The sequence below is a fragment of the Alteromonas sp. H02 genome (assembly GCF_059682525.1).
This window is the reverse complement of the sequence record NZ_CM185021.1, coordinates 5,391,817-5,414,899: the sequence shown is the minus strand read 5'-3', so window position 1 is coordinate 5,414,899 and position 23,083 is coordinate 5,391,817. Positions and strand designations below refer to the sequence as shown.

Genomic DNA, 23,083 nt, shown 5'->3' with positions numbered 1-23,083 from the left:
AAAAAGTCAAGGTATCTGGTGAGCAGATTTTTGCATCTATCTCACCACCGCCTTATGCCATCTCCACTTATCGTGCTGCTTGCAGATTGTTCAATCACTCAACTATCGAACCAATCGATAAACAAACAGTGGTGGGCAATGGTGAGCAAATTTTAACGATTTCTTAGGAATATAGAGTAACAAACGATGGCAAAACTAACCGCAACTCAGGTGCAATCTTATGCTCGCACCGCAGCAGCAAACAAAAAATACAGTGATGGTAATGGCCTATATTTTTGCGTAAGAAAATCTGGCATGCCGTATTGGATGCTAAGGTATACCAGCCTAAACGGACGACGAGAAGCCACGCTCGGTCAATATCCAAGCATGACCTTAGCAGAGGCTCGACTTGAATCGTCTAAAATGCAGCTACAACTTCAGCAAGGTGAAGACCCATTAGCAATCCGTGCTATTGAAACCATACCTGAGATTCAAAATGTCAGTCAGTTGTTTCAAGACTGGTATGCCAAAGACTTAAGTCGCCGGTTAAAGCACCCCAATATACTCAAACGTGTTTTTACCAAAGAGATTGCACCAGTGATTGGTCAACTTCCTATCCAAGCTGTGCGCCCCACACATGTGCGCGAAGTATTAGAGCGCATTCGAGAAAGTAACCGCCCTACCATTGCCAACGATACCTTGATGTACATGAAGCAGCTGTTTCGGCATGCGATAAAGCTCGACTTAACGCTGAACAACCCAGCCGCAGCATTTACCGTAGACGATGCCGGTGGCGTGGAGTCTAGTAAAGACAGGATGCTCAGCAAAGAGGAAATTCACTACGCCTTTAGCGTGTTTCATACCCATATCAATAGCTTTGGCCGCGACAATTACCTCGCTTGCTGCCTGTTTTTGGTATTGGGCGTGCGCAAAAGCGAACTTTGCGAAGCCATGTGGCGTGAAATGGATTTAACCACAGGCGTGTGGGATCTACCCAAGGAACGAAGTAAAACTGGCGTGCCGATCAGCATCCCCTTACCGCGCCAAGCCATTGCCTGGTTTAACGAGCTGCAAATCCGCGCTTGTGGCTCACCTTATGTTTTCCCAGCCAGACGAGCAAGCCATCGTCCACATATGGGGCCAGATACGCTAAACCGCGCCATTTCTAAACTCTTTGGTCGCGAGCCTGGGCGCAAAAAACAGCCTCCCAATAAAATGGGCAAGCTTGAACACTTCACCGTACACGATTTACGCCGCACCTTTCGCAGCCTTGCTGCCTCTTTGGGCATTGCAGGCAACGTAGCCGAACGCTGTCTTAACCATAAGCTAAAAGGCGTTGAGGGTATCTACGACCGCCACGATTACTTTGAAGAGCGCCGAATTGCCCATCAAACCGTAGCTGATGTGGTTGAACCACTGGTGAACTTTGAGCACTCTTCACAGCACAACACAGGAGGGCGTTAACATGCAACTGATGATACGACTCGCCCCCATTACCTTTCCAATAGCCATGCTGGCAGGCCTTGGCTGGTGTATTGGCATTGCCCTACTCGAACAGCCTTATGGTATAGGCTACGCACTTACTCGGTATTGCCTGATGGTATTCTTGGTACTCACTCCTTGGCTTACACTAAAACTCACGTTCTACGTGATTGTCAGCCTAGGACGCAAACTGGGACTCATCCCGCCTGCACGTCCAACGCACAGCTTGGGGTATGAAGAATCACTCTATTGGTTCAGAGTATTGGCCTTCTTCGATGGCAAACGCAGCCGCATGCCGAAAAGGCCCATCAGGCGAAACTAACAATCCCCCATTTGCTCACTTACCGTGGGCAGTTGGGACAATGGGGCAACACTTGATATGCCGAGCTTTAGAGGGTGAATAAGAGGATATTAAACTGCCCCAAGGGATGGAGCAATTGGGGCTATGCAAAGTTTATAATTGGGTTAAACGCTGCTTTGCAAGCGCCCAAGGTAAGCGACGACCAGCTTTTGCCATTTTATCGTAGGCAGCTTGAGCTTCTTCAACTGACAATACACCATGGGTGACGAGCTGCTCAACAACCCATAGCGTACCTTGAACTAATATCGCTTCTTTTTCAGCCGCCTTCCTAAGCGCCATATCCCCAGTTAGCAATGGACACTGTTCTTGTTTCGCCAACGCAAGTGCAAAGCAATCATTCATGCTAGGGCCAGCATACTTTTGCCTCAGTTCAAATGAGTACATCATAGACTCAGGGCTTAACTCCCCCAACAACAACCCCAACTCGAGTAAATAGCCATGTTGATCGCTTAACTCCTCGTGGAATAACACATCTGGAACTTTGAACTGGTAAGGCAAATTGAAAAAGACGCCTAATAATTGGCCTTCTTCGAGATCAATGAGGATATTGGCATCACTGATCAACAAATACATTTAAACAGCCTCAGCCAACATTTGGCGTTGCTTATGCAATGCCATCACTGACATCTGTAACAGCTCAGCGGCTTTCGATTCACTAACAATTCCCTCTGCCAATGCACGATAAACCAACTGCTCAAACAATAATGTTTGTTCTTGTGGAAAAGGGTTCCCAGGCTCTTGCTTTCGCCAACCGTTTTTTGAGAACTGTATAAATATTTGGCGTTTTTTCTCTTCGGTGATCACACCAAGGTCGGCACTGCGATACAAACAAGCTGCCATGCTTAAGCCATATTCGTGTTTCAGGAAATATAGCTCTTTGGGGTCTACGTTCGAACGTCGCTCTCCTAGATGCTGAAAAAGGCCTACTTCGGGCAGTAAAAACGCAGAAGCAAAGCGGTTGCAGGCCATCTCTTCGTCAAGGGATTCATCGAGTAAGCCATGTAAAACAAGGTGGCCAAGCTCATGCGCCAATGTGAACCGCTGGCGGCAACCAGGCCAATGAGAAGACACAACAACAATTGGCTGCCCTGATATTTGGGCTTGTAACCCATCAAATTTATCGGCTTGGGGTACGTTACTGACAATCACCAAAATACCTTTAGACTCAAGCAAGTCGATTAAGTCTGGCAATGGATTCATACCTAACTGCCAATCAGTACGGACTTTGGTGGCAACCTGCTCTACTGCGTCTAAAGTACTAACAACAGGAACGTCGGGGTGGTAGTTAAAACTCGCTATCGGGAAGTTTGGCCATACATTTTTAAGCGCTAACCAGCGCTCTGCTTGGTCAACCACATCAGACTCAATCTTCTTTAGCAACTTAGCTGAAGCTGAGGCTTTTTTACGATACTCCACCTCACCCAAAGTCACCTGTGCTGGGCGAAAGAAGTATTCAGTACGAACCGACAAAGCCGTCGCCAATTTAAGTAAAACTCCCGACGAAGGCATACTCTGGTCGTGCTCGTATTTTTTAACCATGTTGGCACTAATACCAACTTGCTCACCCAAGGCCTGCATCGACAGGCCAGCGGCTGCACGGGCTCGTTTTATGCGCTCTCCAATCATACAGACCTCTGGTTTATGAAAACTAAAATTATTTTAAAAATATAAACCAAGTTGGCGTTTTTGTCGATTGGTTTTACAGGGCAATCATTCGCGTGTTCGCGCACACACTTCCCCATGCCTTTACCCCCATACGCCAAAACCACTATCCGTTTGGCTTTTGGATCGAAACGCCAAACAGGGAAATTAGCCCATTCACTGTTTGGCTTCTCGATTGAAATACAACGCTGCTAAGCCTTGCCAGTACTGGATCAAAGCAAGGTTTGGCACTTTTTGCGCCTTAAACCAACTTCGAGCCCAAAGTACAAACCGTTTGATTTTTTAAACCCAAAATGCAAACGATCGTTTGGCGTCTCGATTTTTTTTAAATAGCCAAATGCCGCCAAACAGCGCCGCATTGGACTATGTATATCAAACAGTTAGCTGCGCACAGGTCATCATAAACAACCGATTTGATTGGTTAGTTTGATGGCCATTTCTTTCATCTATTTCACCACTGAGTCTGCACCCGACGACTGAAAATAGACGGCATGACGAACCAACAAGGTGATAAGTAACGTGTTATGGGCAAGTGCTAACGATTGGGATAGAGAATGGATACAGCAGGTGGTCGCTTTACTGGTTGGGCATGGCGCGTTTACCCTCTACCCAGCACTAAGCCAGTGCGAGAATGCAACCGAACGCTTAACCCGCTGGCTGACCTATCAGTTACCGCGCGTTAAACAAGCGCACCCAGGCTGCCCGATTCACCAATGGCTAAATAGCATTGGCGCACAAGTGATCGTAGAAAAATGGCAGAGCCCCGAGCAATGGCCAAACCTGTATTGGCTACCTTTACCTGAGGTTGATGGCCACGCGCAAGGCGGGTTGGTTTTGTTACCAGCGCATTTATTACCGGCAGATTTTTTATCGGTATATGTGGATGGCACGATTCAAACCAACACATTGCACGCAAACACCCCCGCCAACGCCTGTATCTTTTGGTGCATTACGCCTTTATCTAAAACAGGAAAGCGCACTACCTTGCACCCCACACAGCAAAACCGCGCTTTTTGCCTGCCCAGTTCGCCGGAGCAAATAGGCCAATCATGCACGGGGTTATTACTTAGAGGTTTGAGAAAAGACAACGGAAAACGAAACGGCAACGTGATCAGCCATCAGATCAACCTAGCGCTGCTGCACCACCTTTGTGGGCCGGAGAATGATGTGTGGATTACGAACAAATGCTTTGTTAACGAGAACGAAACTCAACAACAAGGCTAAATAGCTTGATATTTTTCATTAAGAGCACCATAATTCACCCAAGTTCTTCGGAACTGGTTGAACCTTTACCTAGTGTTTTGGTTCGTGGCTGCGCCTCAGTCGCCGATAAGACTGGGGCTTATCTCCCTCCTTGTTTAGTTTCCACTAAAAAGCTAGTCCTCTTTATCCGATCAAAATAGGCTTGGTCTGCTGGAAATGCTGTGACAAACCAATGTGGATCTCCGACCTTCCTTGGATCATCAAATACAACTACATACTTTTCTTCAACGACGACCAATGTCCTACGCTTTGCGGTTTTACCGCGATCGGTTTGACGAGATTGGCTGTAACGCTGCACCGTCCCGGCTGATAGAGCCAACACTTCTTTAATCCACATTATTCGTCTAGCACGCTTTTTGGAGAAACCGCCATCGTGAATACCTGCACTGGTTCGGTAATTGGTAGACTCCGTAAAGGCATGATCAAAAGCACCCGCACCAAACTGGTAGGTTACACCACACCAATCGGTAAATACTCTGGCATTGCCATTTTCATCATGAACATAATTTTCCAGATATACCTGACGGTATTTCTCAATCAGCTCGTCTTCGCTATCGGCTTTCAACCGCAGTTGCGGCCACAAACTTTCTGCCACAGCTATCGTCCCTGCCAATTGAAGATATTAAAGTTTCGCTCGCCTTTGGTTGTGGTGTAACGCAGGCTAGCCTTACCTAACGATCTCGCAAGTTCATCAACAAACGCAGCTTTAAATGCACTTGCATTAGGTCGGTTCTGCATTTCGTTCCAGCTATATCCTACCGCTCCCATCAATAAATCAGAGAGTTGTATCAGTGGTTGGTTATGTGATTCAACTGGCTCTAAACAAGCAAGCTTAGCGCGGCCAGACAACTTATGAGCCAAGATCTGACGTAACTCTTCAAAGCGTGTACTTGAAGCATTCTGCTGCCAATCAAGATATACATGATAGCTGTCGCCAGGTTGAAGCCAGTGGACTAGCAATTGATAGTACAGCTTGTAAAAACCAAGCTCTTTATCCCCATCGTTCCACTGTTTGTGATTCAGTTGCCTGCGGTCGACCACAATACATCGAAATGAAAGTGAGTTTTCTTCAGAAAACAATTGTATAAGGCTTCGATAAAAATCAGCCTTGTTAGGCGATAGCTTTTTCCAGCCAAATTCGGTCTTAATACCATATTTAGTCATCAGGCCATGTAAGCGCCCAACAATACGGTGTTTTTCTTCACGAGGGCATTGCAGTGCACCGATAACAATATAGTGTTGAGACGGGTCTGATGTATGGCGACTTTCGTCGCAATAGACGTTATAGGTTGTCATTCTTCGTACTCAATAAATTACTTACTCTGATAGCGCCACTTCGTAACCACCGCACCAATCTGCTCTATCGTCATTGCACGTTGCTGCCAACCCTTGTCAAAATCCACATCATTCGAACGAGGTAGTTGATCATCAGACAAGCTGCGAATCATCACTCTGGTTGGTAACGTTGCTGCTTGCCCGACAAATATAGCCTCTTGACGCCTTAAACCGGAGAGCATTTTTGTTAAACCGGACATCGAATCAGGTAACACACTACGAACATGCTCGCGGTCGGCATCATTGGTTATTCGAAGTACAATCCATGAATTACATTGCGACAATACCGTTGCCTCAACTTCACTTGGTCTTTGCGAAACTAATAACAGACCAACGCCATATTTTCGGCCTTCCTTTGCAATTCTACGAATTGCAGATTGAGCAGCCTCATACTGAGCTTCACCACGATTCGGTACGTATCGGTGTGCCTCTTCGCACACCAAAAATACAGGGCTATTTTGCCGTTCAGCTTCGGTTTGCCAGACTTTAAGTTGAAATACGATTCTCGCGATTGCGGCGCTAGCTACCCCTGCCACTTCATTGGGTACACCAGACAAGTCAACAATCTGCACTGTGGCTTTTTGTGTTAAGAATTGATTGACGATAGCGGGTAGCGGATCTTTGTCACCGTCCCAGCTTTCCATCATAAATTTGAGTCGACCATCTTTTAGCAATGAATCAATCTTGCGAATTACTTTACTGTAATCTTCGTGGTCTTTTTTATTCGCACCAGATGGCCTTTGCTGGTTAATAGCTCCGATTAATCCGTCTGTATACAGCTCGCCATCCTTTTTTCCAAAGTGATCAAGTCCGCTGCTGTCACCAATGATATAAGGAATCGGCGAGTCAACCGTTAATTGGTTCTTATCAAGCCCAAGCTGATCAGCCGCCTGCTCACGAACCGCTATTAGGGCATTTTTAACAATGTTTGATTGTGAGGTTGCTGCAAACTCGGTCTTGCCGATAAACAAGCTCAATGACTCTTCTAAATCGAGTAACCAATACGGTAGTTTTAGCGAACCTTCATCGGTTGATAAACGTTGGTGTTTGGGGAACGCTTTGCCGTATTCATTATGTGGGTCAAGGATAATAATTTGTGGGTGCCAGTGTTCATGATTGGCTATCTGGCCACGTTCGAGAATACTGTGAATAACTGCCGCTACAGTGCCTGATTTACCGGCACCGGTGGAGCCAAGGATGGCAGTGTGCTTACCTAGTAATTCATTCAACTCAGCGTAACAAGGTGCACCGCCAGAGCCAACATGCTCGCCAAGTTGAATAACCGCACCTTTGGCGTCACCGTAAATAAACCTAAGTTCTGATTTGGGTGTCAGATAAATAGTTTGTTGTGGTAGTGGATAAGTAGCAACACCGCGTTCAAACTCAAGGGAAAACTCATTTTCACCTTTCCTGCGCCATTCCCCTTCGCCAAATAAATCCGCTTCAATTATTCGCTCATCTGAAGACGCAACAGGCAAGCCCTTTTCTAGTTGGTAGTCAGCCTTCATACGTAATCGACTAACTAACCCATAAATGGAGCGGCGACCAAAATGAACTTTGATGATTGAGCCAAACTGCCCAATCGGATAGTTTTCACCAGCAAATACGCGGGACAAGTCTGAAATCGTAGGGTCGAGTTCGGCGATAATACGCGAGCCATCTACCTCAATAATTTTCCCGATAGAGAGATTCTCAATGGGTTTTATGTATTTGTTATCCATATCAAATACCTCCTTCAAGGATCTGAGTTAGATTTTCAAACTTCCACCATTCAATGCTATTTTCTGAGGTTGCCTTGTGATCGGCGTGATAAAATCCCTTATCAGCAAAAATAAGTACTTGTTCGTTGATTGAGCTGTCTTCATACCAAATTTTCAGCGCGCCACTAGGCTCGGCATCACTGGTAAACGCAATCACGGTTAAATTGCCATTTGAAGCCCTTAAACCACGTTCGATTTCTAGATTGATATGGGCATCGCCAAAGCTATAACCTGCAATCAATAAAACTCGTTGGCTACCATCTCGCGGGGTTAAAACAGCTCTTGCTCTGTGCATTAAATTTGCGTAGGGGTCGAGTTGAGTTTCACGGTATTTAGTCGATGCAGGCCAAATCATAATCTTCGCAGCTTGATCTTGGCTGCGCTTCAAATGTGGAGCAATACGCAATGGTGTTGATGAAGAAGTATGTTCAGCCCAATTGATGGAGCCATGTAGCTTAAATACTCTGGCATCTAGATTGTTCTGTTCAAACGTCGAAGGGTTCCACCATCCTGATACGCCGCCTTCTAAACCATCGGCATATCGCAATTGTGATAGTGCGAGTGAGTCTTCAATTAACGTGTCGTAGTTCATCACCAGATAATCAATGGTGCTCGGAAGGCTGTCTTTGCCTGGCCGCATTGGTCGATGCAGTGCCTGAACAAAGCGCTCATGCACAGCAGAATCTACATCAACTTTAATTACGTCAAAAATAGCGAGTTTTATCTCGTTTATCGCTGCTAATAGCTGATCATTACTATATTCAGTACCACCAATAGATACATCGCTAGCCGTTGCATTGCGATTTGTTCGGCGAGCAGTGATAGCAAGCCAATCTACGAGTTCGCTTAAGTAGTCTTCTATATGCGAAGCTGGATTTGCGCCAGCAAAAGAATTTTGTATGGCAGTCAATATCTGCTTTGAATCGTCAGAGAGCTTGTCACTGTTTAGTGCTCTTGCTGTTAGCTGATTTGTTAATGGAAGCCCAGCGCAAACACTCGCCCCTGCACCTAACAGAAACGCTTTTGAGTGTGAGAGCAACTCTTCGAGTTTGTTAATTGCCTCTCTGAACTCTTTCTGTTCAAAAACTGTGGTATCGAATGCCATACTCCCTCCTTAGAGCTCGCCTTTAAAGGCGGAATCGAGAATTGATGCTTTTAGGTTATGTAAATCGTTTATTTGCAGGCTAAGTTCTTGTTTTGTCTTTTTTGTCACAGAACTAACATGCTCAATTTTAGCCACAATTGATTTTTGCTCCTCTATTGAAGGAAGGGGAATCTCAAATGCTTTCAGGTTAGTGATCGATATGGCTTTATATGCAGCACCTTGGCTTCTATCTTTAATTTTCTCGGTTAACACCGCACTAATTGCCGATTTAAGATATTCTGGGGTAACCCCGTTCATGTCTTTTAGCCAAAGTAAGTTTCCATCCTTAAAGTAAAACTCTCGTTCATCAACTATCCACATGACACCAATCGTACCCACGGCAGAGAATAATAAGTCACCCTTTTTAGGGGCTCCAAATTTGCCACATATTTCGGAAAACTTTTCTTTATCAATAAACAGTTCAGTGGATATATTTTTCTCTTTGGATAGGTCTACGATTTCCTTTGTTCTGTAAAATGGAATGCCTGATTCAACGTAATCAGCTTTAAAAATTCTCTTACTTGATGTGACGATGCAGATTTCATCAATTGTGCTGTGCTGATAGTTGCTAAGGACATCATTAAATATTTCACTTTGTGAACTTTCAAACAACGCATCAGCCAATGCGACGCTTTCCTGCAAATGCTCGATGGAGGTGTCAATGCGGGTCAGCAGTGCATCGAACTTTTCGATGATGCGTGTTTGTTCCGCCATGGGAGGAATTGGGATGCTATAGTTTTCAAGAGCTTTCTTATTGACGCCTGACTGACCAGCAGCTCTCTGAGATAGCCCCACAATGTAACTCTGGATAGGGCTCGACTGTAAAAAGGCAAATAAGTAGTCTTTACTTAAAACATTCTCATCCGGCACGGCTTTCATTAAAGCAACATTATATGCCCCTTCTAGACCTCGTAAGATTTGGAAAACAGGTGGACCGTATCGGCCAATCATCACATCGTCACGATTGCAGAATTTTTTTGTTGAGTTTCTATCGACGTAAACAATGTGAGCATCTGTTTTATAGTCCCTGATCTGAATCAGCCGCACATAACCATCTTTCGCCGTATCGGAAAACTCTGATTTAGGTGGCTGTGAACCACCAATAAATTGCGTCACATCTGTTAACGTTTCCCATTTCCAGCCCTCCGGTAATTGATACAAAACCTGCTCCATGCTTATTTCTCCGCCAACAGGTCTTCAATTTCATCCAACAGGCCTGACACCAGCTTTTCTTTGGTACGGATCTGCTTAAGAATATCGCTAGGTGCTAAATGCTCGGCATCTTTCTGCTTGGCTGGGTTTTTGGCAGACAGGTCGAAATCTTCAGCCAATTTGCTGGCGGATACCGTCCAGGAACGATCGGTTGTTTCGCGGTTGTTATACAGCTCAACAAATTCTTTAAGGTGCTCGTCGGTGATTGGTTTGTTTTTGGTGAGCTTTTGCTCAGGCTCACATTCGTAGTACCAGACATCGCTGGTGCCGCCGCTGCGCTCAAAAAACAGCACATTGGTTTTTACGCCCGAATATGGCAAAAATACCCCAGCGGGTAGGCTTAAAATGGTGTGTAGGTTAAAATTTTCCAGCAGTTCTTGTTTGACCTGTTTAAACGCACTGTTGGTTTGGAACAGCACGCCTTCTGGCACTACGATGGCTGCTTTACCGCCACTTTTCAGAGTTTTCATAAAGTGCTGCAAAAACAGCAATTCGGTGGCATTCGCTTTAATGGGGAAATTCTGTTGGATCTGATCTTTTTCTTTCCCGCCAAACGGTGGGTTAGCCAGAATAATGTCGTAACGGTCTTTTTCCTGAATATCACGGATATTCTGGGTCAGGGTATTACCACGGAACAAGTTGGGTGACTCTATGCCATGCAAAATCATGTTCATCATGCCCATGACGTAAGCCAGCGAAGTTTTTTCAAAACCAAAGAAGGTATCGCGCTGGATAAAGTCCCATTGCTCGGTAGATAGTTGGTTCTTTTTGCCCTTTAGATGATCAAAGGCTTCCACTAAAAATCCGCATGAGCCAGCCGCTGCATCGTAAATGGTTTGCCCGGCTTGTGGGTCAATGGCCTTAATCATGGCACGCACTACTGGGCGCGGGGTGTAAAACTCACCCGCATAACCACCGGCATCGCCCATGTTTTGCAATAAGCCTTCATAAACTAGCGAGAGCTCAAACATTTCATCACTGGACTGGAAATTCAGTGTATCGATAATATCCAGCACTTCACGCAAAGTATGACCAGACGCCACCTTGTTGTCTAAATACTGGAAGATGGCACCAATTTTATAGGCGAAGGATTTAGGGTCTGAACCGGTAACGGCGGCATTGGCAAAGCTCTTTAAGTAAGGGAATAACTCGTTATTCACGTACTCGGTTAAGTCATCACCTGTGCGAACTTTGTTGATGTCTAGCTTGCCATCGGCATTTTTCGGGCAGGCCCAATTCGACCAACGATGTTCTTCATCCAATACAGGTTGATAGGCTTTACCTGACAGTACTGCTTCATCTTCTTTTTCAGATTCATAATCATCCAAAAACTTTAAGAACAGTACCCAAGAGGTTTGCTCGGTATAGTGCATAGCACCACTAATGCCATCGTCGCGGCGCAGTATGTCGGTAATTCGGTCAATTTTTTGTTGTAATGACATGGCTTATAGTTTTCCGATAATAAAATTGTACATATTGGTGATGTCTTCGCTGATTTCTTCTTTTTGAATCAAGTCGATATAGGCTTGGAGCTTGTCAATGTCGAGCCCAATACCCTCGGTATTGATCAGCGGATCAATAACACTTTTGGCATTCAGTCGCCGGATATCGTCGTTATCACCTGGGTTGTTTGGTTGTAAATAACATGGCACTCTTAACATCTCAGCATTATTAATTTGATCTAAAACACCATGGTGCTGTAGAGCTGAGTGTGACAGCAGATAGTTTTTGATTTCGCGGCGTTTCCAAGTCAGCAAATGGCAGTTTATTCTCTCTGGACAAGGCAAACCTAAGTCAAATTTGTCAGGGTAATCAACTCCAACTACCTTGACACCGCTTTGTGCGTGAATGTTAGCTTCTGGCAGTTCATCACGATCGCATACCAAAAAGACGTTGGTTGCTTTGCGGTCATGCAGCGCAGGCGTTTTGCCATATTTCTCAGCTTTGCATGCCCTGATATAGTCTTTCATATCTCTCAACTCATTCAGCCACTTGATCTTGGACGCACCAAAGCTGTCCGCCGCTGAACTGTAACCAGATGATTTGGCGATAGGATTTATTGAGGACAGAGGCGTCCAGTCAAGCCCTTTCTGCTTTACTAATAACTCAAAAATCTTCCAATCGTTGTAGTAATCAATCAAGCAAATGTTGTTCAATTTGGAGGCTATTTCTAACTCGACGACCTTACTTTTGGATAAAACCTTCAATCTTTCCAATAACTTTTGAGACTTTTGCTCATTTTTTATCTGCCCATTTTCAACCAAAAACAATGATTCGAAGTCATTCTCAGCGATTGAGTCGACCAAATGAGTGGTGGTTAGGACCTTACCCTTAGTTCTGCCTAGGATATCCCACAGGAGCTCAACGTTTTTATGGTGCAGGTGTGAGTCAACTTCATCAAACATAAAGAGAGAAGAAGTGCTATCAAAAAGATCAATTAGTGAAGCTACGAATAGAAACTGATACTCTCCATCACTGAGCAATGAAAATTCAATATTATCAGTTAGGTAAAGCAATACTTCAGAAGCTGAAAAGAAATATTCGTTGTATGAGCCTTCGATTAGAAATTTTGTGGCATCAACTCTAGAGCCATCAAAAACATCAAAAAATTGTTCATTAGTTACTTCTACCTCGGTTGACTTTAAGCCTTTACCTGTTTCTAGCAGAGCATCAAGGTCAGGAAGTGTTTCTATCCTTTCAAGAAAGGTATCAAGTCGCTGATTAAAAGGTCTTTTTCTTATCGATGGGTGTTCATAGTCTTTAGCTTCAGCTATCTGGTCTTGTTGTACATTTTTTATATAAGTATCAGGAACAGATATTTTCAGTTTCAATTTAACTGAAACTTGATCCTTGAATGCCTTGTGGTTGTTAACAAAATTGAAAACTAAGCCGCTGTTCTTGAATGTGTAGGCGAGAAACGTAAGGAAGCGAACATCTTTCTGAGTAAAGAAAAGGCTCGAAAAATCAATGTCACTTATATCTTTCCTTGATCGTAAAGAGGTTAGTCTTCGTTCAAAAAAGGTAGAGAAGTTTTCATTTTGTCCTGAAGTAGCACAGATCAGCTGAAGCGTGCCACTAGGCTCTTCAATCTGCTTCTTAAAGATTGAATGTAAAATACTGGATTTGCCGCTGCCATTTTCACCAATTAAAGTAGCAACCTTATTGATGTTTAAAGTTTGTGGCTGGTCGTGCAACGGGTTAGGTGCGAGTGTTAATTCCATTTCAATTCACGTGATAAAGCTGTTGTTGTAATTGCTTAAAAGCCGCTAGCAAATAGGCTGGTTTTCCACCGAATGCTGTTGAGGCGTCTTTGACAGTACCCAACCCTGATAGCTCGATAAGTGCTGGCAAGCGCTCGCGTGATAGCTCGGTGCTGCCGGTTTGCTCATACCGGTTAAGCACAAAGTGCAAAAACTGCTGTGCCTTTTCTTGTTGGTACTGATTAAAGAAGGCGCTGTTAGTACGTACTTGATCGGCACGAGCTTTGCGGGTTGCCATAGGCTGTTCAAAGGCTAAAAAAGCCAGCAGATCGAAGATATCGCACTCTTCTGCTTCAAACATCCGTCGAAGTGTGGCGAGTTGCTCTTTATCAAAGCCTGCTTGTACGAGTTTTCCGAGCAAGGTTTCGCGTTCGTCTGGGTCTGACCATATCTGCCGCAATTCCTCAACCGATTTAAACAACCCTGGTAATTGGGTGATCAAGCGCTCAACAAATTCTTGCACCGTGAGAGGTTTGCCGTTTTCATCGATATAACGAGTTTCAACGTCAATGACTTTCAGTTCACGGTGTTTGCCTAACTTTACTTTCAACCGAGGTTTTGGCTCACCCGGTTCAGGCTCTGGGCCATCTGTTCCTCCGGGTGGTTCTGGTGTGTAAGGTGGTGTTGGCTCACCAATACCTCCTGGCTCTGGTGCTTCGGGTTCACCATCCCAATCTTTGTCGTAAAACTTATTGGTTGCACCGCGAAAATCGACAATGGTGAAATAGTCTTTGCCATCAAAAACACGGGTGCCGCGACCGACAATTTGTTTAAACTCCACCATTGAGCCAACGGTTCTATCCAGCACTACGTTACGCACGTTACGGGCATCCACCCCTGTGGTTAACATTTGTGAGGAGGTAATAATGGTGGGGATGTCTTTGTCGTTATCTTGGAATTTTTCTAGTAGCTCGCGGCCGACTTTGCCCTCATCACTGGTAACGCGCACGCAGTAGTGCGGATCTTTCAGTTTTTTGTGTTTGTTGATCATGTCACGCATGGTCAGTGCATGATTTTGGTTTTCGCAAAAGACGATGGTTTTTTCTAGTGGATTGATATTGTCCAAAATGGCTTTTGCGACCAGCTCGGTACGTTCATCTACGACGATTTTTTTGTCGTAATCTTCTACCTGATAGACGTCTTGCCCTGATTCACCTTCGATCACTTGGTCATCTTTGGTCAGCACTAGCTCGTCTAAGTTGGTACGTACCCGCTTAACACGATATGGCGTTAAGAAACCATCGTTGATGCCGTCTTTTAATGAGTATTCAAATGCAGGTGTACCAAAGTAATCATAGGTATCCACGTTGGCTTCACGTTTCGGTGTAGCTGTTAGGCCGACATGCACCGCACTGCCAAAATGATCGAGTATGGCTCGCCAAGAGCCCGTCTCATTAGCACTGCCACGGTGACACTCGTCAATCATTACAAGGTCAAAGAAATCACTTGGATACGCTTTGTAGTAGCCTTCAATGTTTTCTCGCTCAGCAATGGCTTGGTAGATAGCAAAAAAGATATGCGCATTGGTTGGCACTACACCGCCACGTTTGCGTACCTCTTCCCCATTTATCTTAATAAGGTCTTTTTCATAGGGGTTAAAAGTATTGATAGCTTGATCGGCCAAAATATTGCGATCGGCTAAAAACAAAATTCTAGGCCTACGTGTACCCGGAGATTCTTTGTTCCAACGAGACTGAAACAGTTTATGGACGATTTGAAAGGCAATAAAGGTTTTACCTGTACCAGTCGCCAGCGTTAATAGCACCCGTGGCTTACCTTTACCAATGGCATCTGTGGCGGCATGGACCGCTAATTCTTGGTAATAACGTGGCTGCATTGCGCCTTCTAAATGAAAGGGCACATTACGAAGCTGCTGGCCTAGGTTCGAGTTAACACCCGCGTAGCGGTTTTCAAGCTCTTGTGGTGTCGGGTAAAACTCGATGTAGTCGCCTTTACCCGTTTCTAAATCGAACTCATAGGTTTGTTTGCCGTTGCTTGAATAGACAAAGCGAACGAGTAGCTTCTTGGCATAGTCGATGGCTTGTTGAAGGCCTTTGGTTGGATGTTCAGATTCTTTTTTCGCTTCAACAACCGCAAGGTAACGATTGTCTTTGTGCAGCAGATAATCGACGACCACGGACACCGCCAGCAAGCTTACGGCCATCGGTAAAGTAGTGCTCCCGAATGATATTGCCCGGTTGCCAATGAGCGGCTTTTAACGCTGGGTCGATGTAGTTTGCTCTGGTGTCTGCTTCTGACGACATATCGTCACTCCTTGATGATTTTTAGCCCTGTCTATCGCTTGGCATTTTTTCCAATATGTCGCTCAATGGGCAGTTAAATAAATCACACAGCTTATCGAGCGCCTCTAAGTCCACCTTGAGCGCGGTTTCTTTGTACAGTAGCGTGACGGTGGTACGGCTTAGGCCGGTTTCTCGCATCACGTCGCTAATGCGCATTTTTCTCTCACCCATTAATCGGGCTAGGTGGCAGCGGATCATGCTCTCTCCACGGTGTTTTCTTAACCATAAACTTGGGGATTTTTCACTGTTGCTTACCCTACCACGATTATGATTATTCTCAACTTATTTGAGTTAAAACCAAATAATTGAGCGTATTTGTTATTCGTTCGGTGCTGGTTATTGGTACGCTGGCGGTTCACGGGAATACCTCTAGCGGTATTGTCTGTATTGGACTTCAAGCCTCGCTAGCTATTTGTGTTGACTGGCGGTGCACTGCAAGGCGACAAGCCTACACAGGATTCATCGCCATTTTAGTCATCCAAGATGCTGCCTTTAACACAATACATGCGCGGGCGGGTGTTATCGGGCAGGCTGACTTTGCGCTGTGGCCGATTACCATCGGGGACTAGGTAGCCTGCGGCCATCAGTGCTTTGGCGGCGCGATCTGGGCTTAGGCCTTCGGTGGCTTCACGCCAGCCGGTTGGGTAAAACAGGTAGAGGGTTTGTGGGCCAGTAGTATCAAGCCAACCCGCGCGTTGGCGCACTTGGCTGCTGTAACCGGTTTGTTTGGGTGTAAAACGGCTTTCGCCATGCTGCTCAATAAAGCTGCGTACTTGGCGAATGGCTTGTTGATCTTCATTGGCGGCCACACCACCGCGGGCGAGTATCCATTGGTTAAGCTGATTTAAGCAAGCGGCTTCGACACTTTGGGCTGGCCAATCGAGTACTTTGGCTTGAATGGCTAACAACCCAGCACTAGCCAGTAAGGCAAACTTTTCGGCGACCCGGCGCACTTGGCCGTCAGCCTCGATTGGTAAGCTAGCTAAAAAACGTTGGCGTACGTTTTGGAAAACGGGTCGCACCTGCGCGCTGTGCTGCGATAAATACCGTAACCAGTCCAAAGCCAAGCAGCCGTAGTGTTGGCGACTTTGCTGTTTTAGATGATCGGCTAAATCGGCGGCGTTCATACCATGACTCTGGTTAAACACGCCCATTTGCGCACCGGCATCGGCATTGAGATCAATCACGCGCACTTGCTGGCCGGCTTTTACGCGTTTGCCGATACTGGCAAGATGGCTTTCGAGCGTCACTTCGCCAGTAGATAAAAACACCAAACGCCAACGGGCGGGTAAGCGCATTTCACCGTATTTACCTGCACGGGTTTTACCTTGTCCATTGGCAAGCATATAAGCGACATCGCCTGCCTCTTTTGGGTCAACTTCGCCCATTTCATCGAGCGCCAGCAAGGCATCGTTATGGGCTAACGCAGTGCCTTCTAAACCGTTGGCCGTGGCACGCCAACTGTGGCGTAGCTGATTAGGCTCGCCCCACACCGATAATGCCGGATACAGCGCCGCAGTTTTACCAGTACTGCTGGCACCGTAGAGGTGCAAACCAAAACCATCCACCCCGCACAAATGCAACAAAGGCGCAGCCAGCGCAGCACAAACACCAACAATTAATAGCGGGTTATCCAGACAATAACGGCCAACGTGCTGCCGCCAACTATCGCTACTACCTTGTTGAATAAAGCCTTCTATCGGGTGCATAGTTTGCAGCACCATGCGCGGGTTGTTGCTGTGTTCGCTTCGGTAAAAGGTTAGGCGCGGATGCACATAAGCGTGGTGATGCCAGCCAATGCAGTTCACGCTGATGGCCTTTTGCGTGGCCAGTTCGCCCATTTGTTGAATAAACAGGGAGAGCAACTGCCGCGCTTTGACACTGTTACTCAGCCGCATGCCTCGGCTGAGTAGGATTCGGCGGTACTCGCTGCCGTCTCCGGCCAATAGTTCTGCTGGCATAGCCCAATAGCGATGGCGATTGTCATCGTCTAACCAGTGCAATAAATAGCCGTAGTTGTCCCCTTGTGGATCGCGAGTACGAGCAGCTACTTGCAACCAAGAGCAGATTTTAACTGGGCTATCTTGCCCCGTTGGTTGCATCACCAGCCAGTTTTGCGCGTTATAGGCAAAACCAGCCGGTAATGTTGGCTCGTTGCTAGGCATATCACTGGCAGATAATTGGTTTAATGCTGATGGTTTATCCACGGCCATAAGCAGCACCGATACGGCGGGTTTCAATCCACTGGTCGATATCGCTTTCTAACCAGCCCACGGCACGCGCGCCAATACGAATGGAACGGGGAAATTCACCATTGGCCATCAGGGCATAAATGGTACTGCGGCCAAAGCCTGTTTTTGCCTTTACCTCGGGCAAGCGCAAAATCCGCTGCTGACGCGCTGGGTGTAATGTGTTTGTGGGTGATTGTGTGGTTGGGTTCATCGTTTGCTTCCTCACTGATCTGTTAAGTTCAGTTAGGAGTTTGCCAGTACTAAACGGACGCAGTAGGCAGATAAATGCCCAGATCGTGTAGCTTTCTGAGGGTACGGGTAGCTACTTGCCCCAGTTTGTAGATAGTGCCCAAAACAATAAATGCTCTGTGGGCAGGGTTAGTGTGTGCCTAAGTGGCGTGAACCAAGGCTTTGCCCAGACTGCCCCAAAAGCCCAAGGGATGAGTGCCAAAAGCTTTATCAAAAAGGGAGAGTCTTGCTCAATTAGAACGCCACAACACTTTTACGCGCATAAAAATGTAAAATATCACACTTTTCTGCGCGTAAAAGTGTAGACTGAGTTATACTACAGGCAGTTAACAGTCTAAATTGGCGGGAAATGACAATGCAGCGCAACTTACTCAACGCCCTAATAGCATGGAAAAGTCAACCTGTGCGCAAGCCATTATTGATCGATGGCGCAAGACAAACAGGTAAAACCTATCTACTGCAAGAGTTGTTTGGGAATACCTTTGCCAACATCCTTCGTATCGACTTCCTTGAAAACCCAGCTTACAAAGAAGCGTTCGATGGCTCGTTGTCACCTGACGAGCTAGTAATGAACATTGAGTTGTTAACCAACCAAGCGTTCAATCCAGACACCGACTTGCTGATATTAGATGAAATTGGCGAATGTGAACGAGCCGTAACTTCGCTGAAGTATTTTGCCGAAAAAGCACCGTCCTATTTTGTCGCAGCCAGCGGTTCAAATATTGGTTTGCTCAACACCTTCCCTGTGGGCAAGGTAGAACAATACAATTTACGACCACTGACTTTCCAAGAATTTATTTACGCATCCAACGAGCAAGCACTGATCAAAGCATTTGATAGTCAAGCAAGCACACCGGCGGTGCACACTAAATTGATGGATAAACTAACCGACTATTTTTTTACCGGTGGTATGCCGGAAGCCGTTTCTGCTTGGTATCAGTTTAAGGATTCAAGCATTCTAGAGCGTGTTGAAAAAGTCACAAAAATTCATGCCGATTTAGTTGAAGGTTATCGCCGCGATTTCGGTAAGTACGCGGGCAAGGTCGATGCCACACTGATTGAATCGGTGTTTAATAACATTCCAGCCCAGCTATCACTTGTCAGCGATGAGTCAGTTAAACGCTTTAAATTTAAGCATGTGCATGAGCGTAAATCTCGTTATAGCGATTTTGAAACCGCGATCCATTGGCTTAACTGCTGCCGCTTAGCTTTGCCAAACTACCCTATTGAAGGATTACCTAAATCTCCGTTGGCGGCCTATAAAAAAGACAATATGGTTAAACTATTTCTGTTTGATGTGGGCCTGCTCAATCATATGCTGGGCAGCAGTTATAAAGAGATTAAGCAACAAAACTATGAATACAAAGGCTATGTGGCTGAAAACTTTGTGCAACAAGAGCTCACAGCTATTGGCGTTGACCCAAGCTATTCATGGAATGACGCCCGCGCCGAAATCGAATTTATTTTGGCGACCGATGAAGGCGATATCATCCCTGTGGAAGTCAAAAGTGGTAAACGTACAAGAGCAAAATCGTTGGCATCCTACGTTGAAAAATGTACTCCAAATAAAACCTTTAAGTTAACGGGTACACAAGGCTCTTCAGCGTTAGAACAAACCAATATCGTGATGCCTTTGTATTTCACGCAGTATTTACCAAAGAGGTGGTAAAAGCGCGTTGCCTAGCCCCGAAGGTCTACACAAAGTTACCTTAGGGATAACAATTTGTAGACCTGATGCTTACCATTCGACACTCAGTCTTATCTCTCTTGGATACCATAGTATCCATATTGAGCTTATTTCTATTAAAATGGACATCATAATGTCCATTTCAGGCTAAGTGAGCTTTCTGCTGACTCATTACTATCGCGTAGAACCAGTGAAAAAATGGCAAAGCTATGTTGACGGAAATCGTGCTCGATAAAGCCCTTCAAAACTGCTATGTTTTAGCTCTAACAGCAGCATAAAAACGGCACTGTTTTTCCATTGCTAACCACTAAGATTTAGTAAAAGCCATAGGCAAGTGGTGGGCAGTTTGGTGGGCAAACAGGCATTTTTGAACGGTTTCTTTTCGATAACTCGTTGAGTTTGTTAGGTTCTAGGCCGCTACTCAATGAGCAGATTCAGAATATTGAGTAAGATCCAATACCCTACAAAATAATCCGCTCGGCCCAGTCATACTGGGCCTTTTGCTTTTTAGGCGTATTGAGACGATAGTGTCAAAGATCTTTCGCTTTTTCCTCCGAAGAATAATACGCTTAGATTTGAAACTATTTGTACGAAGACACAATTAGGCAATTTCACCAGTACTTGCATCAGATGATGAAATCCAGTGATCAAATTCAAGTCAAAACCTAATTTATATATCGTGGCGCACCGACCGAACGGAAAGTTGAAAGCCACCTGGCGCTAAAATTTTATTTAGAACCGAGACGCGTGGATCAGTATTCCCTTTCTCTATATCACGAAGAGTTTTATCAGACACCTTAATAAATTTCGCGTACTGTGTTTGCGTCATGCCATAAAGTTGAGTTCGAACCTGCTTAACCAGTTCGCCTATGCCAATAACATTGTTAGCAAGATCATTTTCGAGCTGCGCTAGAATATCTTTTCGTTGTTCGCCCGATAAGCTAACCATCATAGACTCCCATCTCTACTAATTTATTTTTAATGTTGCTAAACCCAATCGCCGGAAAATTTAATATCTCGTCTGGGCAATTTAATCTTGTTAACCGCTCAGGCAAGTCGATTAATTTTTCTGCCAGTTGCTGCAAAAATAAAATCATGTCATTCGGCTCACAAAAATCTGAAAGCTGCTCAGCAATGTTTGAAAAATTAACGTGCCCACCTACTTCACAATTTCGGCCCCACTTAAATAAACGAGTTATGCCTTCTTCGTCTGCTTTCATAGGTGCAAAATCATAGATGGGTGCAAAACAAATATCGCCGTCAAATTTTAAAAATGAAATATTGCGGCCATGGTTATCTGAGTTGCCGAAGACAATGTTTAAAAAATCTCTAACAACATATTGCTTAGCAAATTCGTTTTTCGTCATTTGAGTTGCAGAATTTATTCTTCGCCATACGGTCTCCATAACGTAAAAATGATCTTGATAACTGCCGGGTTCCGCATCAATGATTGAATAAATACTCTCTAATCCAATACTGAGGGATCCCCACGAATTTAGCATGTAATCTTGCTCATGCAAGCTTCAGCGGTGAGTTCATCAAGCCAGCGGATCGTCTTTTTCCACTGATGCAGGGTAAATCGCATTGAGGTGTTAAAAGCTCTCAAGCCAAGAAAGTGAAAGGATAGTACGGATTTTGTTTCGGTATTTGCCTGAAAGCGTCGATGCTTGTTACTGACAACTAATAGCATGCCCAACAGTACAGCCACTAACGAAGCCAGTGTGGTAAGCAAGACCAGAACAGTAATGCGTGTCTTGGTTGTGCTGCGATTATTTTCATACCCCAGACCAAAGCGCGTGCTTTTCATATCCCGAAAGCCTTCTTCTATTTGCATGCGCTGGCGATAAATATCGATGACTTGTTTAGATAAGTGACGATGGTAGGGCAATGACGTCGCCAGTAGCCACGGATCTCTTGCGCCATCAGCATATTTCAATGAATTGGTATCCCGTTGGCGCGAGCCATTGGCATTAAACGCTCGTCGACCTTTCGCTTTCTCTTTAACCAACACCAAGGTACAGGCAAAAGGTCGTGACTTGACGATAAGCGCGTTATCAAATCGCTTGGGCCGTGTTGTAGCCTTTAGATAAAGCTCAGCGATAGATTGCCATTCATTACCGCCATCCAGCGAATATAAATGTGGCTTTCGCACACGTCCGACAATATGCCATCTCAATGCCTGCACTTCACGAAACCACGGCGATTTGTAGCCCGCATCAGTGACAATAATGGGCTGGCAGGTATCCGGTAAGAGCGTGTGCAATATCTCTAAAAAGTCTCTATGTGTAGTCGCTTTTGCACTGGCTTTTCTATCATGCACTTCCTGATAAAGGGTAATAGGCCGCCCTTTAACGACAATTGCGGCGCGAAGTAAAAAGTGCTTTTTGCACTTATCCAAATCTGACCAGTCAACGGCAATGACAGGATGTTTACAGGTACAAAATAACCGGCAAATCATTGCATAGATAAACGGTACTTCACGCTGGAGGTGACCATTAGATAACAGCCGGTCAGCCCGCTTAATACGGTGTTTCTCATAGGCATTGGAACGGATACCGCGCCCCATACTGGTCACAGTGGCCGAACCGCTCTCAATCAAGCTTCGCACACAGGCGACAACGGCCTGTTTGCGGGTTTTATGCATTTTATGGCTGACAAAAGAGACAAGATTGTTCAATATAGAGCGTGCATTCATGGTGTTTTCTGTGTTGGTTTTTTTTGGCGAAAGATCTGATCACCAAATGCCATGAATGTTCCCTAACTCTTTGACTTTATTTTACTATTCGTGGGGATAGCTCAGACCTTAGCTGCAGTTTTTTCTGTTCTCAATGGGCTGGGTATCACACTGACATCGACAGCGCTAACGCCGACAGCAGACTCCTCATCAGAAAAGGAATGGGTTTAACCAATGGCGAACACCAATGCATAGCAACTAACTGTTAGTTACGATGATGATGTTATCGGCACATTGGCTCTGGTCGGCTTCCCCAACTTTCATCTTTAAGTCGCTGTATCCACGCTTTAGACATTTGTTCGCTTATTTTTTTATTCCATATCTGCCGGAGCTTTGTGTCGTACTTTGCCAAGCATTTGTACTAGTTAAATCGCTTCCCCAAAATAAACCTTAATCATTATATGGTTGTTTTCCTGAAACC

19 protein-coding genes and 1 pseudogene are annotated in these 23,083 nt (G+C 45.2%); 4 read left to right on the top strand and 16 right to left on the bottom strand.

Annotation, left to right across the window (positions count from 1 at the left end; all coding sequences use genetic code 11):
- Positions 1 to 186: 186 nt before the first annotated feature.
- Positions 187 to 1,443 (top strand): tyrosine-type recombinase/integrase, encoded by a 1,257-nt coding sequence (locus AC566Q_RS24955; protein WP_499612257.1) that lies wholly within the window; start codon positions 187 to 189, stop codon positions 1,441 to 1,443.
- 1 nt (position 1,444) lies between these two features.
- The gene (locus AC566Q_RS24950) at positions 1,445 to 1,783 is read left to right on the top strand and encodes a hypothetical protein (RefSeq protein ID WP_499612255.1); all 339 of its coding nucleotides are present in this window, start codon (positions 1,445 to 1,447) and stop codon (positions 1,781 to 1,783) included.
- 132 nt (positions 1,784 to 1,915) lie between these two features.
- On the opposite strand, the gene AC566Q_RS24945 is transcribed toward AC566Q_RS24950, so the two are convergent.
- Both AC566Q_RS24945 and AC566Q_RS24940 read right to left on the bottom strand, forming a co-directional pair.
- Entirely contained in the window at positions 1,916 to 2,395 is a 480-nt protein-coding gene (locus AC566Q_RS24945; RefSeq protein WP_095500538.1) for a PIN domain-containing protein, read from the bottom strand.
- The gene (locus AC566Q_RS24940; RefSeq protein WP_273492824.1) at positions 2,396 to 3,448 is read right to left on the bottom strand and encodes a helix-turn-helix domain-containing protein; all 1,053 of its coding nucleotides are present in this window, start codon (positions 3,446 to 3,448) and stop codon (positions 2,396 to 2,398) included.
- Positions 3,449 to 4,003: 555 nt separating this feature from the next.
- Here AC566Q_RS24940 and AC566Q_RS24935 point away from each other — a divergent pair.
- Positions 4,004 to 4,708, top strand: a complete 705-nt coding sequence (locus AC566Q_RS24935; RefSeq protein ID WP_499612252.1) for a hypothetical protein — start codon at positions 4,004 to 4,006, stop codon at positions 4,706 to 4,708.
- A 118-nt stretch (positions 4,709 to 4,826) separates the two neighbouring features.
- On the opposite strand, the gene AC566Q_RS24930 is transcribed toward AC566Q_RS24935, so the two are convergent.
- The 11 genes and pseudogenes from AC566Q_RS24930 to AC566Q_RS24880 form a co-directional block, all read right to left on the bottom strand.
- Positions 4,827 to 5,342 carry a hypothetical protein gene (locus AC566Q_RS24930; RefSeq protein WP_499612250.1) on the bottom strand — a complete coding sequence of 172 codons (516 nt, stop codon included), beginning with the start codon at positions 5,340 to 5,342 and terminating at the stop codon, positions 4,827 to 4,829.
- A gap of 2 nt (positions 5,343 to 5,344) precedes the next feature.
- Positions 5,345 to 6,043 (bottom strand): DUF3800 domain-containing protein, encoded by a 699-nt coding sequence (locus AC566Q_RS24925; RefSeq protein ID WP_499612248.1) that lies wholly within the window; start codon positions 6,041 to 6,043, stop codon positions 5,345 to 5,347.
- A gap of 17 nt (positions 6,044 to 6,060) precedes the next feature.
- On the bottom strand, positions 6,061 to 7,803 hold the full coding sequence (locus tag AC566Q_RS24920) for an ATP-binding protein (protein WP_499612246.1): 1,743 nt from the start codon (positions 7,801 to 7,803) through the stop codon (positions 6,061 to 6,063).
- A 1-nt stretch (position 7,804) separates the two neighbouring features.
- Entirely contained in the window at positions 7,805 to 8,947 is a 1,143-nt protein-coding gene (locus AC566Q_RS24915) for an SIR2 family protein (protein WP_499612244.1), read from the bottom strand.
- 9 nt (positions 8,948 to 8,956) lie between these two features.
- Positions 8,957 to 10,159 (bottom strand): restriction endonuclease subunit S, encoded by a 1,203-nt coding sequence (locus tag AC566Q_RS24910; RefSeq protein ID WP_499612242.1) that lies wholly within the window; start codon positions 10,157 to 10,159, stop codon positions 8,957 to 8,959.
- A 2-nt stretch (positions 10,160 to 10,161) separates the two neighbouring features.
- Positions 10,162 to 11,640 carry a class I SAM-dependent DNA methyltransferase gene (locus AC566Q_RS24905; protein ID WP_499612240.1) on the bottom strand — a complete coding sequence of 493 codons (1,479 nt, stop codon included), beginning with the start codon at positions 11,638 to 11,640 and terminating at the stop codon, positions 10,162 to 10,164.
- 3 nt (positions 11,641 to 11,643) lie between these two features.
- Positions 11,644 to 13,419, bottom strand: coding sequence for an AAA family ATPase (locus AC566Q_RS24900; protein ID WP_499612239.1), 1,776 nt, complete (start codon positions 13,417 to 13,419; stop codon positions 11,644 to 11,646).
- A gap of 1 nt (position 13,420) precedes the next feature.
- Positions 13,421 to 15,722, bottom strand: a pseudogene (hsdR, locus tag AC566Q_RS24895) (EcoAI/FtnUII family type I restriction enzme subunit R).
- 21 nt (positions 15,723 to 15,743) lie between these two features.
- A complete protein-coding gene (locus AC566Q_RS24890) occupies positions 15,744 to 15,959 on the bottom strand; it encodes a helix-turn-helix domain-containing protein (RefSeq protein WP_005458449.1) in 216 nt (71 codons plus the stop codon).
- A gap of 272 nt (positions 15,960 to 16,231) precedes the next feature.
- Positions 16,232 to 17,974, bottom strand: coding sequence for a DUF927 domain-containing protein (locus tag AC566Q_RS24885; protein WP_499612237.1), 1,743 nt, complete (start codon positions 17,972 to 17,974; stop codon positions 16,232 to 16,234).
- Positions 17,961 to 18,203 (bottom strand): helix-turn-helix transcriptional regulator, encoded by a 243-nt coding sequence (locus tag AC566Q_RS24880; RefSeq protein WP_045610741.1) that lies wholly within the window; start codon positions 18,201 to 18,203, stop codon positions 17,961 to 17,963. Before AC566Q_RS24880 ends, AC566Q_RS24885 begins: the two co-directional genes overlap by 14 nt.
- Positions 18,204 to 18,596: 393 nt before the next feature.
- Here AC566Q_RS24880 and AC566Q_RS24875 point away from each other — a divergent pair, with 393 nt between their 5' ends.
- A complete protein-coding gene (locus AC566Q_RS24875; protein ID WP_499612234.1) occupies positions 18,597 to 19,910 on the top strand; it encodes an ATP-binding protein in 1,314 nt (437 codons plus the stop codon).
- 688 nt (positions 19,911 to 20,598) lie between these two features.
- On the opposite strand, the gene AC566Q_RS24870 is transcribed toward AC566Q_RS24875, so the two are convergent.
- Genes AC566Q_RS24870 through AC566Q_RS24860 form a run of 3 tightly spaced genes read right to left on the bottom strand, consistent with a single transcriptional unit; the run spans position 20,599 to position 22,623 of the window.
- Positions 20,599 to 20,880, bottom strand: a complete 282-nt coding sequence (locus AC566Q_RS24870; protein WP_483313344.1) for a helix-turn-helix transcriptional regulator — start codon at positions 20,878 to 20,880, stop codon at positions 20,599 to 20,601.
- Entirely contained in the window at positions 20,870 to 21,430 is a 561-nt protein-coding gene (locus AC566Q_RS24865; protein WP_499612233.1) for a HipA domain-containing protein, read from the bottom strand. The genes AC566Q_RS24870 and AC566Q_RS24865 overlap by 11 nt, the downstream gene beginning before the upstream one ends.
- Entirely contained in the window at positions 21,424 to 22,623 is a 1,200-nt protein-coding gene (locus AC566Q_RS24860; protein ID WP_100970741.1) for an IS4 family transposase, read from the bottom strand. Before AC566Q_RS24860 ends, AC566Q_RS24865 begins: the two co-directional genes overlap by 7 nt.
- Positions 22,624 to 23,083 lie beyond the last annotated feature (460 nt).